Origin of the sequence: Streptococcus pseudopneumoniae ATCC BAA-960 = CCUG 49455 (genome assembly GCF_002087075.1) — a bacterium.
GTDB classification, from domain to species: domain Bacteria; phylum Bacillota; class Bacilli; order Lactobacillales; family Streptococcaceae; genus Streptococcus; species Streptococcus pseudopneumoniae.
The window spans coordinates 64,156-79,138 of sequence record NZ_MWSM01000038.1; the positions used below are offsets into that span (position 1 = coordinate 64,156).

The 14,983-nt window shown below is 42.0% G+C and carries 15 protein-coding genes; 13 read left to right on the forward strand and 2 right to left on the reverse strand.

Going from position 1 to position 14,983, the window contains the following annotated elements; translation table 11 throughout:
* Window positions 1-71: 71 nt before the first annotated feature.
* Window positions 72-788: a GntR family transcriptional regulator gene (locus B4W83_RS08795; RefSeq protein ID WP_025172089.1), complete on the reverse strand. Its 717-nt coding sequence runs from the start codon at window positions 786-788 to the stop codon at window positions 72-74.
* Window positions 789-1,133: 345 nt separating this feature from the next.
* Between B4W83_RS08795 and B4W83_RS08800 the strand changes: the two genes are divergently transcribed.
* From B4W83_RS08800 to B4W83_RS08855, 11 genes are all read left to right on the forward strand, one after another.
* Window positions 1,134-2,921 (forward strand): glycoside hydrolase family 35 protein, encoded by a 1,788-nt coding sequence (locus tag B4W83_RS08800; RefSeq protein ID WP_000196546.1) that lies wholly within the window; start codon window positions 1,134-1,136, stop codon window positions 2,919-2,921.
* Window positions 2,918-3,394 carry a PTS sugar transporter subunit IIB gene (locus tag B4W83_RS08805; protein ID WP_000156972.1) on the forward strand — a complete coding sequence of 159 codons (477 nt, stop codon included), beginning with the start codon at window positions 2,918-2,920 and terminating at the stop codon, window positions 3,392-3,394. The genes B4W83_RS08800 and B4W83_RS08805 overlap by 4 nt, the downstream gene beginning before the upstream one ends.
* Window positions 3,395-3,421: 27 nt before the next feature.
* Entirely contained in the window at window positions 3,422-4,327 is a 906-nt protein-coding gene (locus tag B4W83_RS08810) for a PTS mannose/fructose/sorbose/N-acetylgalactosamine transporter subunit IIC (RefSeq protein ID WP_000617007.1), read from the forward strand.
* Window positions 4,314-5,129, forward strand: a complete 816-nt coding sequence (locus B4W83_RS08815; RefSeq protein WP_000185300.1) for a PTS system mannose/fructose/sorbose family transporter subunit IID — start codon at window positions 4,314-4,316, stop codon at window positions 5,127-5,129. Before B4W83_RS08810 ends, B4W83_RS08815 begins: the two co-directional genes overlap by 14 nt.
* Window positions 5,130-5,135: 6 nt before the next feature.
* Window positions 5,136-5,540 carry a PTS sugar transporter subunit IIA gene (locus B4W83_RS08820; RefSeq protein ID WP_007284837.1) on the forward strand — a complete coding sequence of 135 codons (405 nt, stop codon included), beginning with the start codon at window positions 5,136-5,138 and terminating at the stop codon, window positions 5,538-5,540.
* A gap of 252 nt (window positions 5,541-5,792) precedes the next feature.
* Window positions 5,793-6,959 carry an SIS domain-containing protein gene (locus B4W83_RS08830; RefSeq protein WP_000903556.1) on the forward strand — a complete coding sequence of 389 codons (1,167 nt, stop codon included), beginning with the start codon at window positions 5,793-5,795 and terminating at the stop codon, window positions 6,957-6,959.
* A gap of 115 nt (window positions 6,960-7,074) precedes the next feature.
* Complete coding sequence (locus B4W83_RS08835) at window positions 7,075-8,112, forward strand: aldose epimerase family protein (protein ID WP_000649432.1); 1,038 nt, start codon at window positions 7,075-7,077, stop codon at window positions 8,110-8,112.
* A 200-nt stretch (window positions 8,113-8,312) separates the two neighbouring features.
* Window positions 8,313-9,167: a VOC family protein gene (locus B4W83_RS08840; RefSeq protein ID WP_000220708.1), complete on the forward strand. Its 855-nt coding sequence runs from the start codon at window positions 8,313-8,315 to the stop codon at window positions 9,165-9,167.
* 140 nt (window positions 9,168-9,307) lie between these two features.
* A complete protein-coding gene (locus B4W83_RS08845; protein WP_000614982.1) occupies window positions 9,308-10,072 on the forward strand; it encodes a nucleoside phosphorylase in 765 nt (254 codons plus the stop codon).
* A gap of 213 nt (window positions 10,073-10,285) precedes the next feature.
* Entirely contained in the window at window positions 10,286-11,665 is a 1,380-nt protein-coding gene (locus tag B4W83_RS08850) for a TrkH family potassium uptake protein (protein WP_000897723.1), read from the forward strand.
* Window positions 11,666-11,678: 13 nt separating this feature from the next.
* Window positions 11,679-12,344: a potassium channel family protein gene (locus B4W83_RS08855; protein ID WP_001283900.1), complete on the forward strand. Its 666-nt coding sequence runs from the start codon at window positions 11,679-11,681 to the stop codon at window positions 12,342-12,344.
* A gap of 146 nt (window positions 12,345-12,490) precedes the next feature.
* Here B4W83_RS08855 and B4W83_RS13500 read toward each other — a convergent pair whose 3' ends face one another.
* The gene (locus B4W83_RS13500; RefSeq protein ID WP_000692926.1) at window positions 12,491-12,661 is read right to left on the reverse strand and encodes a hypothetical protein; all 171 of its coding nucleotides are present in this window, start codon (window positions 12,659-12,661) and stop codon (window positions 12,491-12,493) included.
* A 36-nt stretch (window positions 12,662-12,697) separates the two neighbouring features.
* On the opposite strand from B4W83_RS13500, the gene B4W83_RS08865 reads away from it, so the two are divergent.
* Window positions 12,698-13,714 (forward strand): glycosyltransferase family 2 protein, encoded by a 1,017-nt coding sequence (locus B4W83_RS08865; RefSeq protein ID WP_000771879.1) that lies wholly within the window; start codon window positions 12,698-12,700, stop codon window positions 13,712-13,714.
* 115 nt (window positions 13,715-13,829) lie between these two features.
* The coding region (locus B4W83_RS08870; protein WP_083022257.1) for a PavB family fibronectin-binding SSURE repeat adhesin at window positions 13,830-14,983 on the forward strand (1,154 nt) is incomplete at its 3' end.

Sequence of the window (14,983 nt, forward strand, 5' to 3'; positions counted from 1 at the left end):
TAAGCGCTACCTTTTTGGTGTGGTATAATAAGCATAGAAAAAGCCCGAGCGATTAGGCTCAGGCTTTCTTCTTAGTGATCACGGTCACATGAGATGAATTTAATCTTGTAGTAATCAGATCGTTTGTAAGTTTCACTGTATTCTAAAACTTGGCCAGTTGATTCGAGTTTGGTGATTTTAGTTTGTAGGACAGTAGGGAATTGTTCATCGACTCCGAGGACTGAAGCCGCATGTTCTGGAGTTGGAAAGACTATTTCGTTGATTTCTTCAAAGTGTTCATCATTCATGTGAATGTGGTAGTCTAACTTGAAACGATTATAGATAGAACTATAGTATTCAAGGTTTGGATAATTTGCGTTGATATATTGTTCTGGGATGTAGGATGTATGGTAGATATAAACGACACCGTTTGATTCGCGGATACGTTCAATCTTGTAGTAGAATTGATCGCCGCGTAGACCCAATTTTTCCAAGTAAACAAGCTTGTTTCCGCGTTCAATTGAAAGAACAGTTACCTTATCATCTTTAGCATTGAAGAGTTCAATATCTGAAAACTCTACAAACTTGTGTTTGCGTGCACGTGAAACGAAGGTTCCTTTTCCTTGTTGGCGGACAATATAGCCATCTTTGGCAAGGTCGTTTAAGGCGCGAACAACTGTGATAGAGCTGACATCGTACATTGAAATGAGTTCTGCTTCAGTGTAAAATTTATCTCCACTGCTAAACTGCCCAGAGATGATTTTATTTTTTAATTCGTCTTTTATGTATTGATATTTGGGAATTGCCATATTTTTACCTCTATTTTCCTTCTCCATAGAAAATTTTACCATAAAAGCGAAAAAAATAGTAGTCTTTTGAATAAAAAATTAGATAACAGATTAAAAAATTAAGTTACATAGGCATTGCTCATATTTTATAAATGTATTTTATACAAAATTATTTTAGGTTCTCTATTCCGAATGTAAAGAGCGTTTGAAATGGGTCTGAAAATGTTTGAAACTAATTGAACGTGTGTATAATAGTAAAATTACAGTAAATATTCCGACAATTTCTATTGACAATTCAAACAGATTGGTTTATAATTACTATAACAACGAGTGAAAGCGCAAACTTTGCAATCAAAAGGTAGTTTTATGACACGATTTGAGATACGAGACGATTTCTATTTAGATGGGAAACCGTTCAAGATTTTGTCCGGCGCCATTCATTATTTTAGGATTCCTCCAGAGGATTGGTATCATTCGCTCTATAACTTGAAGGCTCTTGGTTTTAATACGGTAGAGACTTATGTGGCTTGGAATTTACACGAGCCTCGTGAGGGTGAGTTTCATTTTGAAGGAGCTCTGGATTTGGAGCGATTTCTACAGACAGCGCAAGACTTGGGTCTCTACGCTATCGTTCGTCCGTCACCCTTCATCTGTGCGGAGTGGGAATTCGGTGGTTTACCAGCCTGGCTCTTAACCAAAGACATGAGGATTCGTTCTTCAGATCCTGCCTATATTGAGGCTGTCGGTCGCTATTATGATCAGCTCTTGCCACGACTGGTTCCACATCTGTTGGACAATGGTGGCAATATCCTCATGATGCAGGTTGAAAATGAGTATGGTTCTTATGGAGAAGATAAGGCTTACCTGAGAGCCATTCGACAGCTGATGGAAGAGCGTGGCGTAACCTGTCCTCTCTTTACATCAGATGGTCCTTGGAGAGCTACTCTGAAAGCGGGAACCTTAATCGAAGATGACCTCTTTGTAACAGGGAACTTTGGTTCTAAGGCACCTTACAACTTTTCACAGATGCAGGAATTCTTTGATGAGCATGGCAAGAAATGGCCGCTCATGTGTATGGAGTTCTGGGATGGCTGGTTCAATCGTTGGAAAGAACCGATTATCACACGGGATCCTAAGGAATTGGCAGATGCAGTTCGAGAGGTTTTGGAACAAGGCTCCATCAATCTTTACATGTTCCACGGTGGTACAAACTTTGGCTTCATGAATGGTTGCTCAGCTCGAGGGACTTTGGACCTGCCACAAGTTACATCTTATGATTACGATGCTCTTCTGGATGAAGAAGGAAATCCAACTGCCAAATACTTGGCAGTCAAGAAGATGATGGCAACACATTTCCCAGAGTATCCGCAGTTAGAACCACTCTACAAAGAGAGTATGGAGTTGGATGCTATACCAATAGTAGAAAAAGTTTCCTTGTTTGAAACCTTGGATAGCTTGTCAAGTCCAGTAGAAAGCCTCTATCCTAAAAAGATGGAGGAGCTGGGACAAAGCTATGGTTACTTACTCTATCGAACAGAAACAAACTGGGATGCAGAAGAAGAAAGACTTCGTATCATTGACGGTCGAGATAGGGCCCAGCTGTATGTCGATGGTCAGTGGATTAAAACCCAATATCAGACAGAGATTGGGGAAGATATTTTTTATCAAGGTGAAAAGAAAGCGTTATCTAGGATTGACATATTGATAGAAAATATGGGGCGTGTCAACTATGGGCATAAGTTCTTAGCAGATACGCAACGTAAGGGAATTCGGACAGGGGTTTGTAAGGATTTGCATTTCTTACTGAACTGGAAACACTATCCACTCCCACTAGACAATCCTAAGAAAATTGATTTTTCAAAAGGATGGACTCAAGGACAACCAGCCTTTTACGCTTATGACTTTACAGTCCAAGAGCCAAAAGATACTTACCTAGACTTGTCTGAGTTTGGTAAGGGAGTTGCCTTTGTCAATGGGCAGAATCTAGGACGTTTTTGGAACGTCGGCCCAACCCTCTCACTTTATATCCCTCATAGCTATCTCAAGGAAGGTGCCAACCGCATCATCATCTTTGAAACAGAGGGCCAATATAAAGAAGAGATTCATTTAACTCGTAAACCTACACTAAAACACATAAAGGGGGAAAACTTATGACAATTGTAGGATGCCGTATCGATGGACGTTTGATCCACGGACAAGTAGCCAATCTTTGGGCTGGAAAACTAAATGTTTCACGTATTATGGTTGTAGATGACGAAGTTGTCAACAACGATGTTGAAAAGAGTGGTTTGAAACTTGCGACACCACCAGGTGTAAAATTGAGTATTTTGCCAATTGAGAAAGCGGCAGCCAATATTCTTGCTGGTAAATACGATAGCCAACGTCTCTTTATCGTTGCTCGTAAACCAGACCGCTTCCTTGGTTTGGTAGAAGCAGGTGTACCACTTGAAACCCTTAATGTTGGGAATATGTCTCAAACACCAGAAACTCGCCCTATCACACGTTCTATCAACGTAGTAGACAAGGATGTGGAAGATTTCCACAAATTGGCAGAAAAAGGTGTTAAACTTACTGCTCAAATGGTTCCAAATGATCCAATTTCAGACTTTTTGAGCTTATTAAAATAGGAAAAAATTTTTTAGGAGGTCATTGTTATGATACAATGGTGGCAAATTTTACTTCTCACTTTGTACTCAGCTTATCAAATCTGTGATGAGTTGACGATCGTTTCATCTGCAGGTTCCCCTGTATTTGCTGGTTTCATTACTGGTTTAATCATGGGAGATGTGACTACTGGTTTGCTTATCGGTGGTAACTTGCAACTGTTCGTTCTTGGGGTTGGTACCTTCGGTGGTGCTTCTCGTATCGACGCAACTTCTGGTGCGGTTCTTGCGACAGCCTTCTCTGTTTCACAAGGAATTGATGCACCGCTTGCCATTACTACAATCGCTGTACCAGTAGCAACTCTCTTGACTTACTTCGACGTTCTTGGTCGTATGACTACTACCTTCTTCGCTCACCGTGTGGATGCTGCCATCGAACGCTTTGACTATAAAGGTATTGAACGCAACTACTTGCTTGGTGCGATTCCTTGGGCTTTATCTCGTGCCCTTCCAGTCTTCTTTGCCCTTGCTTTTGGTGGTGAATTTGTACAAGGCGTAGTAGACTTCGTTACAAAATACCAATGGATTGCAGATGGTTTGACACTCGCAGGACGTATGCTTCCAGGTCTTGGATTTGCAATCTTGCTTCGTTACCTTCCAGTTAAACGTAACCTTCATTACCTTGCTATGGGATTTGGTTTGACAGCTATGTTGACTGTTCTTTACTCATATGTAACAGGTCTTGGTGGCGCTGTTGCTGGTATCGTAGGTACTCTTCCTGCTGAAGTTGCTGAAAAAATTGGTTTCGTGAACAACTTCAAAGGATTGTCTATGATTGGTATCTCTATCGTAGGTATTTTCCTTGCAGTGCTTCACTTCAAAAATAGCCAAAAAGTAGCTGTAGCAGCACCTTCTACACCATCAGAAAGTGGGGAAATCGAAGATGACGAATTCTAATTACAAACTAACAAAAGAAGATTTTAATCAAATCAACAAACGTAGCTTGTTTACTTTCCAATTAGGTTGGAACTACGAACGTATGCAAGCTTCTGGTTACCTTTACATGATCTTGCCTCAGTTGCGTAAAATGTATGGGGATGGAACTCCTGAATTGAAAGAAATGATGAAAGTTCATACTCAATTCTTCAATACTTCACCATTCTTCCATACTATTATCGCTGGTTTTGACCTTGCCATGGAAGAAAAAGATGGTGTAGGTTCAAAAGACGCCGTTAACGGTATCAAGACAGGTTTGATGGGACCATTCGCTCCTCTTGGGGATACAATCTTTGGTTCACTTGTACCTGCTATCATGGGGTCAGTCGCAGCAACTATGGCTATCGCTGGCCAACCTTGGGGGATCTTCCTTTGGATTGCAGTTGCAGTAGCGTATGACATCTTCCGTTGGAAACAGTTGGAATTTGCTTACAAAGAAGGGGTTAACCTTATCAACAACATGCAAAGTACCTTGACAGCTTTGATTGACGCTGCATCTGTACTTGGTGTCTTCATGATGGGTGCTCTTGTAGCAACAGTGATTAACTTTGAAATTTCTTACAAGTTGCCAATCGGTGAAAAGATGATTGATTTCCAAGACATCTTGAACCAAATCTTCCCACGTTTGCTTCCAGCAATCTTTACTGCCTTTATCTTCTGGTTGCTTGGTAAGAAAGGTATGAACTCTACTAAAGCTATCGGTATTATTATCGTACTTGCTTTGACTCTTTCTGCCCTTGGTCACTTTGCACTTGGAATGTAATTCCTTATGACTAAATCATTAATTTTGGTGAGCCATGGTCGCTTCTGTGAGGAGCTTAGAGGTAGCACAGAAATGATTATGGGCCCACAAGACAACATTTACACAGTAGCTCTTCTTCCAGAAGATGGCCCAGAAGAATTTACTGCTAAATTTGAAGCTGTTATTGAAGGGGTGGATGATTTCCTAGTCTTTGCGGATCTTCTCGGTGGGACACCTTGTAATGTGGTGAGTCGCTTGATCATGGAAGGTCGTGATATTGACCTTTACGCAGGGATGAATCTTCCAATGGTGATTGAATTTATCAATGCGAGCCTTACAGGCGCAGATGCGGACTACAAGAGCCGTGCTGCAGAAAGTATTGTGAAAGTTAATGACCTGTTAGCGGGCTTCGATGATGACGAAGATGAATAATACTCTTCGAAAATCTCTTCAAACTACGTCAACGTCGCCTTGCCGTAGGTATATGTTACTGACTTCGTCAGTCTTATCCGGCAACCTCAAAGCAGTGCTTTGAGCAGCCTGCGGCTAGTTTCCTACAGATTTTAGTTGGAACTCGATTCAATTCATGTGACAACGTGAAAATCGTTAGAGCATTTTATATAAAATATACATGGGAATGGAGCTTACTCCCATTCCCATATTTAATAGAAAAAGAGGAACTCAATGCTACATTATACAAAAGAAGACTTGCTCGAATTGGGTGCAGAAATCACTACGCGTGAAATCTACCAACAGCCTGATGTATGGAGAGAAGCTTTTGAATTTTACCAAGCAAAACGTGAAGAAATTGCAGCCTTCCTACAAGAAATCGCTGATAAACATGACTATATTAAGGTTATCTTGACAGGTGCTGGGACTTCTGCTTATGTGGGAGATACCTTGCTACCTTACTTTAAGGAAGTCTATGACGAACGCAAATGGAATTTCAATGCTATTGCGACAACAGATATCGTTGCCAATCCAGCAACCTATTTGAAAAAAGATGTGGCAACTGTCCTTGTGTCTTTTGCTCGTAGTGGGAACTCGCCTGAAAGTGTGGCGACTGTTGATTTGGCCAAATCCTTGGTGGATGAGCTTTATCAAGTGACGATTACTTGTGCAGCAGATGGTAAATTGGCTCTTCAAGCTCACGGTGATGACCGTAATCTCTTGCTCTTGCAACCAGCTGTCTCTAATGATGCTGGATTTGCCATGACTTCTAGCTTTACGTCTATGATGTTGACAGCTCTCTTGGTCTTTGATCCTACAGAATTTGCTGTTAAGTCTGAACGTTTTGAAGTTGTATCTAGTCTTGCCCGTAAAGTTTTAGACAAGGCAGAAGATGTCAAAGAGCTCGTTGATTTAGACTTTAACCGTGTCATCTATCTAGGCGCTGGTCCTTTCTTTGGACTTGCTCATGAAGCTCAGCTCAAGATTTTGGAATTAACTGCTGGTCAAGTTGCGACCATGTATGAAAGTCCAGTTGGCTTCCGTCACGGTCCAAAATCTCTTATCAACGAAAATACAGTTGTTTTGGTCTTTGGTACAACGACAGACTACACTCGTAAGTACGACTTGGACTTGGTTCGTGAAGTTGCTGGTGACCAGATTGCTCGTCGTGTTGTGCTTTTGAGTGATCAAGCTTTTGGTCTTGAAAATGTCAAAGAAGTGGCCCTTGGTTGTGGCGGTGTCTTGAATGATATTTACCGTGTCTTCCCTTACATCGTTTATGCCCAACTCTTTGCCCTATTGACTTCACTCAAGGTAGAAAATAAACCAGATACACCGTCTCCTACAGGTACAGTAAACCGTGTAGTACAAGGTGTCATAATTCACGAATATCAAAAGTAAGACAGTGTTTATGAATTCTTGACAAGAGGATTTGTAAATTATCAGATAAACCATAGATTGTCAGTACGCTTTCTATGGTTTGTTTGCTTGAGAGAAATAGTAAAAGGAGAACAGAATGAAAGCATACACAGAGCGTGTATTTGGAAATGTTGAGGGCGAGGATGTCTTGGCCTATCGATTTGAGACAGACGGTGGCTACCAACTTGAGGTTATGACTTATGGTGCGACCATCTTGCGCTATGTCGCACCTGACAAGGCTGGAAATTTTGCCAATGTTATCTTGGGATTTGATGACTTTGATAGTTATGTAGGCAATAGTCCCAAGCATGGAGCAAGTGTAGGTCCTGTAGCGGGTCGTATTGCAGGTGCGACCTTTGAGCTCAATGGTAAGACCTATGACCTTGAGGTTAATAATGCTAGCAACTGTAATCACAGTGGTTCAACTGGTTGGGATTCCAGCTTGTTTGAAGTTGAAGAAGTAAGCGATCATGGCTTGACTCTCTACACAGAGCGTACAGATGGGACAGGAGGGTTCCCTGGAAATCTCAAGATTTGGATCAGTTATCACTTGGAAGAAACTGGTGCCTATAAAATCAGCTACAAGGTGACGACCGATCAGGATACGCTGGTCAATCCAACCAACCACAGCTATTTCAACTTGTCTGGTGATTTCACGCAGACGATTGACCGTCATGTCTTCCAACTAAATACAGAGGGTATTTACCCAATCGCTCCCGATGGTGTTCCTGCCAAAACTCCAGAAGCCAACCGTGATGTGGTCAAACACATCTACAATGGTGCCTTGTTGAAGGATATCTTTGCAGAAGAAGATGAGCAAATCCAGCTGGCATCAGGTTTGGATCACCCATTTGCCCTTCCTGTAGGCCATGACAATGCTGGATTCCTTTATGACCAAAATTCAGGTCGCTTCCTGCTTTTCAAGACAGAAACTCCTTGCTTTGTGGTCTACACAGCAAACTTTGTGGATGAGAGTGTACTTGTGGCTGGTCAGCCAATGGTGCAGCACAATGGGATTGCCCTTGAAGCGCAAGCTTTACCAGATGCCATTCACAGCGACCTCAAAGACCAAGTCATTCTTAAAGCTGGTCAAACCTTCACCAGTAAGACACGTTATGAACTTGTTGTGAAATAAAAAAGCTGGTCAAAAAGTCTTTAAAATTAAAATAACGCATATTGTCAGGTGATGAAAAGTTTGATAATATGCGTTTTATTATGAAATGATTTACTTTATATTATCCTGAAATGGTGTTATTTTTGAGTTATCTGGCTTGACTTTCTTGATGGAAATTATACAATAGTTGTAATAATTACAACGAGAAAAGAGGACCATTTATGACCTATGAATACAAGAGTCACATTTATTTGGCAGAGACAGTTTTAAATGTAAAGGATTTGGCCAGTCAAACAGCCTTTTATCAGCAAGTTATTGGTTTAGAAATCTTATCTCAAACTGAGACAGAGTCCATTCTAGGCCTTGGTGGAAAAGTCTTGGTACAGCTGATTCAAGCACAAGAGAGCGGAGAAGTGAGGGAACATTGTGGTCTTTACCATTTGGCCATTCTCTTGCCCACACGCAAGGCTTTGGCTGATGTCTTGAAACACCTGACAGATTTACAGATTCCTCTTGTCGGCGGTGCAGACCATGGTTACAGTGAAGCTATTTACTTGGAAGATTTGGAGGGAAATGGCATTGAACTCTATCGAGATAAGCCGGTTTCCACATGGGATATTCGAGAAGATGGACGCATTATCGGAGTGACGGAGGCTCTTGCGGCGCAGGACATTTATGAGTTGGGGGAAAGAGTAGAGCCCTTTATCTTGACAGAAGGTACGAGAATGGGGCATATTCATCTTTCCGTCAAGGATAGTCGAAAGTCCAGCCAGTTTTATCAAAAGGTGTTAGGGCTAGAGGATAAATTCAGTGTGCCTAGCGCTAGTTGGATTGCGGCTGGAGATTACCATCATCATTTAGCAGTTAACGAATGGGGAGGAAAAGGTCTGGATTCGCGTAAGCAAGGCTTACCAGGTTTAGCCTACTATGTCATCGAAGTCGCACATAAAGAAGAACTGTTAACGATTGCCCAACGAGCACAAGAAGTTGACGCACCAATCAAATGGATGACATCGAGCCAATTGGAAATCACAGACTCAGATGGAATTGTGACTCGTATTTGCTTAGCTCGATAGACAGGATGTGATGAAAATCAGAGCATCAATTGTAGAAAGTGGTTTTTATTCTAGTATTAGCTTTTCCTCAGTTCATCAGCTTCCTCCTTGACACTTTGTCAGTTTTTGATACAATAGTACAAAATTAGAGGAGGTGGGTTATGATTCAGAAACATGCGATTCCCATTTTAGAGTTTGATGATAATCCTCAGGCGGTTATCATGCCCAATCACGAGGGGCTGGACTTGCACTTGCCCAAGAAATGTGTCTATGCATTTTTAGGTGAAGAGATTGACCGCTATGCGAGGGAAGTAGGGGCGGACTGTGTCGGCGAATTCGTTTCAGCCACCAAGACCTATCCAGTCTATGTCGTGAACTACAAAGGCGAGGAGATTTGTCTGGCTCAGGCTCCTGTTGGTTCAGCTCCAGCAGCCCAGTTTATGGATTGGTTGATTGGCTATGGTGTGGAGCAGATTATTTCCACAGGTACCTGTGGTGTGCTAGCCGATATAGAGGAAAATGCCTTTCTAGTCCCTGTTCGCGCTCTGCGAGATGAAGGAGCCAGTTACCACTATGTGGCACCTTCTCGTTATATGGAAATGCAGCCAGAGGCTATTGCTGCCATTGAGCAAGTTTTGGAAGTCAGAGGGATTCCCTATGAAGAAGTCCTGACCTGGACGACAGACGGTTTTTACCGAGAAACGGCTGAAAAGGTGGCTTATCGTAAGGAAGAGGGCTGTGCTGTTGTGGAGATGGAGTGTTCTGCGCTTGTGGCAGTAGCCCAACTGCGAGGGGTTCTCTGGGGAGAATTGTTGTTCACAGCTGATTCCTTAGCAGACTTGGACCAGTACGATAGTCGTGACTGGGGATCGGAAGCTTTTGAGAAGGCGTTAGAACTGAGTTTAGCAAGTGTTGTGCAACTTTAGTCGCTTTTCTCGGCAGTTTCTTATCTTAGTGAAGGAGAACTTTAAAAGCTTGATTGATGATTATTTTTTGCCGAATAAAATAGGAAGTCGGTAGTTTTTAGACGTTTCTAGAAATGGACGAGTTTGGATAACCTCTTTTTTAGGATAAGCGTACGCGATGTTTTGTCCATTCCTATTTGAGATATTTCTTTTGTTTTATGGTACAATGGAAACATGTTATTCAAATTATCTAAGGAAAAAATAGAGCTAGGCTTATCTCGTTTATCGCCAGCCCGTCGTATTTTTTTGAGTTTTGCCTTGGTCATTTTACTAGGCTCTCTTCTTTTGAGCTTGCCCTTTGTCCAAGTTGAAAGCTCACGAGCGACTTATTTTGATCATCTTTTCACTGCTGTCTCTGCAGTCTGTGTGACAGGTCTTTCAACCCTTCCAGTAGCTCACACATATAATATCTGGGGTCAAATAATCTGTTTGCTCTTGATTCAGATCGGTGGTCTAGGACTCATGACTTTTATTGGAGTTTTCTATATCCAGAGCAAGCAAAAGCTTAGTCTTCGTAGCCGTGCAACTATTCAGGATAGTTTTAGTTATGGAGAAACTCGATCTTTGAGAAAGTTTGTCCATTCTATTTTTCTCACAACTTTTCTAGTTGAGGGTTTGGGAGCTCTATTCCTCAGTTTTCGTTTTGTTCCACAACTTGGCTGGGGGCGCGGTCTTTTTAGTTCCATTTTTCTAGCTATATCCGCCTTCTGTAATGCAGGTTTTGATAATTTGGGGAGCACCAGTTTATTTGCTTTTCAGACCGATTTACTGGTCAATCTGGTGATTGCAGGCTTAATTATTACAGGTGGTTTTGGCTTTATGGTCTGGTTTGATTTGGCTGGTCATGTAGGAAGAAAGAAAAAAGGGCGCCTGCACTTTCATACGAAGCTTGTACTATTATTGACTCTAGGTTTGTTGTTATTTGGAACGGCAACTACTCTCTTTCTTGAGTGGAACAATGCTGGAACGATTGGCAATCTCCCTGTTGCCGATAAGGTTTTAGTTAGCTTTTTTCAAACAGTGACGATGCGAACAGCAGGCTTTTCTACGATAGATTATACTCAGGCTCATCCTGTGACTCTTTTGATTTATATCTTACAGATGTTTCTAGGTGGGGCACCTGGGGGAACGGCTGGGGGGCTCAAGATTACGACATTTTTTGTCCTCTTGGTCTTTGCGCGAAGTGAGCTTTTGGGCTTGCCTCATGCCAATGTTGCGAGACGAACGATTGCGCCGCGAACGGTTCAAAAATCCTTTAGTGTCTTTATTATCTTTTTGATGAGCTTCTTGGTAGGATTGATTCTGCTAGGGATGACAGCCAAAGGCAATCCTCCCTTTATCCACCTCATATTTGAAACCATTTCAGCTCTTAGTACAGTTGGTGTAACGGCAAATTTGACTTCTGATCTTGGGAAATTGGCTCTCAGTGTTATCATGCCACTTATGTTTATGGGACGAATTGGTCCCTTGACCTTGTTTGTTAGCTTGGCAGATTACCATCCAGAAAAGAAAGATATGATTCACTATATGAAAGCAGATATTAGTATTGGTTAAGAAAGGAAAGAGAATGTCAGATCGTACGATTGGAATTTTAGGATTGGGAATTTTTGGGAGCAGTGTCCTAGCTGCCCTAGCCAAGCAGGATATGAATATTATCGCTATTGATGACCACGCAGAGCGCATCAATCAGTTTGAGCCAGTTTTGGCGCGTGGAGTGATTGGTGACATCACAGATGAAGAATTATTGAGATCAGCAGGGATTGATACCTGCGATACCGTTGTCGTCGCGACAGGTGGAAATCTGGAGTCGAGTGTGCTTGCGGTTATGCACTGTAAGAGTTTGGGGGTACCGACTGTTATTGCTAAGGTCAAAAGTCAGACTGCTAAGAAAGTGCTAGAAAAGATTGGAGCTGACTCGGTTGTCTCGCCAGAGTATGAAATGGGGCAGTCTCTAGCACATACCATTCTTTTCCATAATAGTGTTGGTGTCTTTCAGTTGGATAAAAATGTCTCTATTGTGGAGATGAAAATTCCTCAGTCTTGGGCAGGTCAAAGTCTGAGTAAATTAGACCTCCGTGACAAATATAATCTGAATATTTTGGGCTTCCGAGAGCAGGAAAATTCCCCATTGGATGTTGAATTTGGACCAGATGACCTCTTGAAGGCAGATACCTATATTTTGGCGGTCATCAACAACCAGTATTTGGATACCCTAGCAGCATTGAATTTGTAAAAGAGGGAGCTTCCCTCTTTTTTGATGCTTAAGATGGTAAATAGAGACAGAAGCCTTGTATTCTAGTAAAAGTTCTTCAAAGGCTGGACTTTATGGTAGAATAGAAAGCAGTGACAAGAGAGAGTAATACTCTTCGAAAGTCAAATTTAAACCACGTCAACGTCACCTTGCCGTAGGTATAGGTAACTGACTTCGTCAGTCTTATCTACAACCTCAAAACAGTGTTTTGAGCTGACTTCGTCAGTCTTATCTGCAACCTCAAAACAGTGTTTTGAGCAACCTGCGGCTAGTTTCCTAGTTTGCTCTTTGATTTTCATTGAGTAAGAAAAATCAGTCCCCTAAAGGAGTAGATTATGAAGTTATTGTCTATCGCCATTCCTAGCTATAATGCTGCAGCCTATCTTCATTACTGTGTGGAGTCGCTAGTGATTGGTGGTGAGCAAGTTGAGATTTTGATTATCAATGATGGGTCTCAGGACCAGACTCAGGAAATCGCTGAGCGTTTAGCCGACAAGTATCCTAACATCGTTAGAGCCATTTATCAGGAAAATAAGGGCCATGGCGGTGCGGTCAATCGTGGCTTGGTAGAGGCTTCTGGGCGCTATTTTAAAGTAGTTGACAGTGATGACTGGGTGGATCCTCGTGCCTACTTGAAAACTCTTGAAACCTTGCAGGAACTTGAGAGTAAGGGTCAAGAGGTTGACGCCTTTGTGACTAATTTTGTTTACGAAAAGGAAGGTCAGTCTCGTAAGAAGAGTATGAGCTACGAGTCAGTCTTGCCTGTTCGGCAGATTTTTGGCTGGGACCAGGTCGGAAATTTCTCCAAAGGCCAGTATATCATGATGCACTCGCTGATTTATCGGACAGATTTGTTGCGTGCTAGCCAGTTCCAACTGCCTGAGCATACTTTTTATGTCGATAATCTCTTTGTCTTTACCCCTCTTCAGCAGGTCAAGACCATGTACTATCTGCCTGTCGATTTCTATCGTTATTTGATTGGGCGTGAGGACCAGTCTGTCAATGAGCAAGTGATGATTAAGCGCATTGACCAGCAACTTAAAGTCAATCGACTCTTGGTAGACCAGCTTGATTTATCCCAAGTGAGCCACCCCAAAATGCGAGAATATCTGCTGAATCATATCGAGATTACGACGGTGATTTCCAGTGCCCTGCTCAATCGAGCAGGTACAGCAGAGCATTTGGCAAAAAAACGGGAGCTGTGGACCTATATTCAGCAGGAAAATCCAGAGGTTTTTCAGGCTATCCGTAAGACCATGCTTAGCCGTTTGACCAAACATTCAGTCTTGCCAGCTCGCAAACTGTCCAATGTCGTCTATCAAATCACCAAATCTGTTTATGGATTTAATTGATATAAGTATTTTATAAGAGGGATTTAAGAAAAATTTTAACTTTTTCTTAGTCCTTTTTAATTTTAGGATATTATACTAGAGTCATCAAATAAAGAAAAACTCTAAGGAGAACCCTATGAAATTCAATCCAAATCAAAGATATACTCGTTGGTCTATTCGCCGTCTCAGTGTCGGTGTTGCCTCAGTTGTTGTGGCTAGTGGCTTCTTTGTCCTAGTTGGTCAGCCAAGTTCTGTACGTGCCGATGGGGTCAATCCGACCCCTGCTCAAGTTGTACCTGAAGAGACATCGGGAACGAAAGAGGGTGACTTAGCAGAAACTCAGGGAGATACTGTTCTTGCTCAAGCGAAACCTGAGGTCGTTGCTGGAAATACGAACTCACTTTCTACACCTACAGAAGTAACTGAAGTGAGCGAGGAGACAAGCCCTTCTCGTCTGGATACACTTTTTGAAAAAGGTGAAGAAGCTCAAGAAAATTCAGAGCTAGCAGATGTCTTAAAAGAAGCTGTAGATACAGCTGATGTGGATGGGAAACAAGCAAGTCCAGAAGATATTAAAAAAGCTGTCGATGAGGATGTTAAAGACAGTATCGATGTCCCAGCGGGCTATCTAGAACAAGCCAAAGCTTCCGGTCCTTTCTTGGCTGGTGTAAACAAACCGCTTAAATATGAACTTTTCGCAGGAGATGGTATGTTGACTCGTCTCTTGCTCAAAGCATCTGACAAGGCTCCATGGTCAGATAATGGTAAGGATAAAAATGAAAAAATTCCACCAGTGAAAAATTTACCTGATGGCAAGTATTACTATCAAGTATCTTTGAATGGTAACACTACAGGTAAGCAAGATCAGGATTTATTAGATACACTTCGTACTAATGGTACAAATACCTATGAAGCTACCCTGACTGTCTATGAAGCAGCCGGTGATAAACCAAATTTGAATAAGGTTGTCAAGGAACGTAAAGTCAATATTACCTTGAACGGTCTTGTAACAAGAAGCGATGTCAAATCTGCAGTTAAAAACAACATCAAAGACAGTATCGATGTTCCAGCAGCCTACCTAGAAAAAGCCAAGGGTGACGGTCCATTCACAGCTGGTGTTAACCATGTGATTCCATACGAACTATTCGCAGGTGATGGCATGTTGACTCGTCTCTTGCTTAAGGCATCTGACAAGGCTCCATGGTCAGATAACGGCGACGCTAAAAACCCAGCCCTATCTCCACTAGGCGAAAACGTGAAGACCAAAGGTCAATACTTCTATCAAGTAGC

Bases quoted from the DNA above. Each gene is read 5' to 3' on its own strand.
- B4W83_RS08795 (WP_025172089.1), bottom strand. From the start codon at position 788: ATGGCAATTCCCAAATATCAATACATAAAAGACGAATTAAAAAATAAA.
- B4W83_RS08800 (WP_000196546.1), top strand. From the start codon at position 1,134: ATGACACGATTTGAGATACGAGACGATTTCTATTTAGATGGGAAACCG.
- B4W83_RS08805 (WP_000156972.1), top strand. From the start codon at position 2,918: ATGACAATTGTAGGATGCCGTATCGATGGACGTTTGATCCACGGACAA.
- B4W83_RS08810 (WP_000617007.1), top strand. From the start codon at position 3,422: ATGATACAATGGTGGCAAATTTTACTTCTCACTTTGTACTCAGCTTAT.
- B4W83_RS08815 (WP_000185300.1), top strand. From the start codon at position 4,314: ATGACGAATTCTAATTACAAACTAACAAAAGAAGATTTTAATCAAATC.
- B4W83_RS08820 (WP_007284837.1), top strand. From the start codon at position 5,136: ATGACTAAATCATTAATTTTGGTGAGCCATGGTCGCTTCTGTGAGGAG.
- B4W83_RS08830 (WP_000903556.1), top strand. From the start codon at position 5,793: ATGCTACATTATACAAAAGAAGACTTGCTCGAATTGGGTGCAGAAATC.
- B4W83_RS08835 (WP_000649432.1), top strand. From the start codon at position 7,075: ATGAAAGCATACACAGAGCGTGTATTTGGAAATGTTGAGGGCGAGGAT.
- B4W83_RS08840 (WP_000220708.1), top strand. From the start codon at position 8,313: ATGACCTATGAATACAAGAGTCACATTTATTTGGCAGAGACAGTTTTA.
- B4W83_RS08845 (WP_000614982.1), top strand. From the start codon at position 9,308: ATGATTCAGAAACATGCGATTCCCATTTTAGAGTTTGATGATAATCCT.
- B4W83_RS08850 (WP_000897723.1), top strand. From the start codon at position 10,286: ATGTTATTCAAATTATCTAAGGAAAAAATAGAGCTAGGCTTATCTCGT.
- B4W83_RS08855 (WP_001283900.1), top strand. From the start codon at position 11,679: ATGTCAGATCGTACGATTGGAATTTTAGGATTGGGAATTTTTGGGAGC.
- B4W83_RS13500 (WP_000692926.1), bottom strand. From the start codon at position 12,661: ATGAAAATCAAAGAGCAAACTAGGAAACTAGCCGCAGGTTGCTCAAAA.
- B4W83_RS08865 (WP_000771879.1), top strand. From the start codon at position 12,698: ATGAAGTTATTGTCTATCGCCATTCCTAGCTATAATGCTGCAGCCTAT.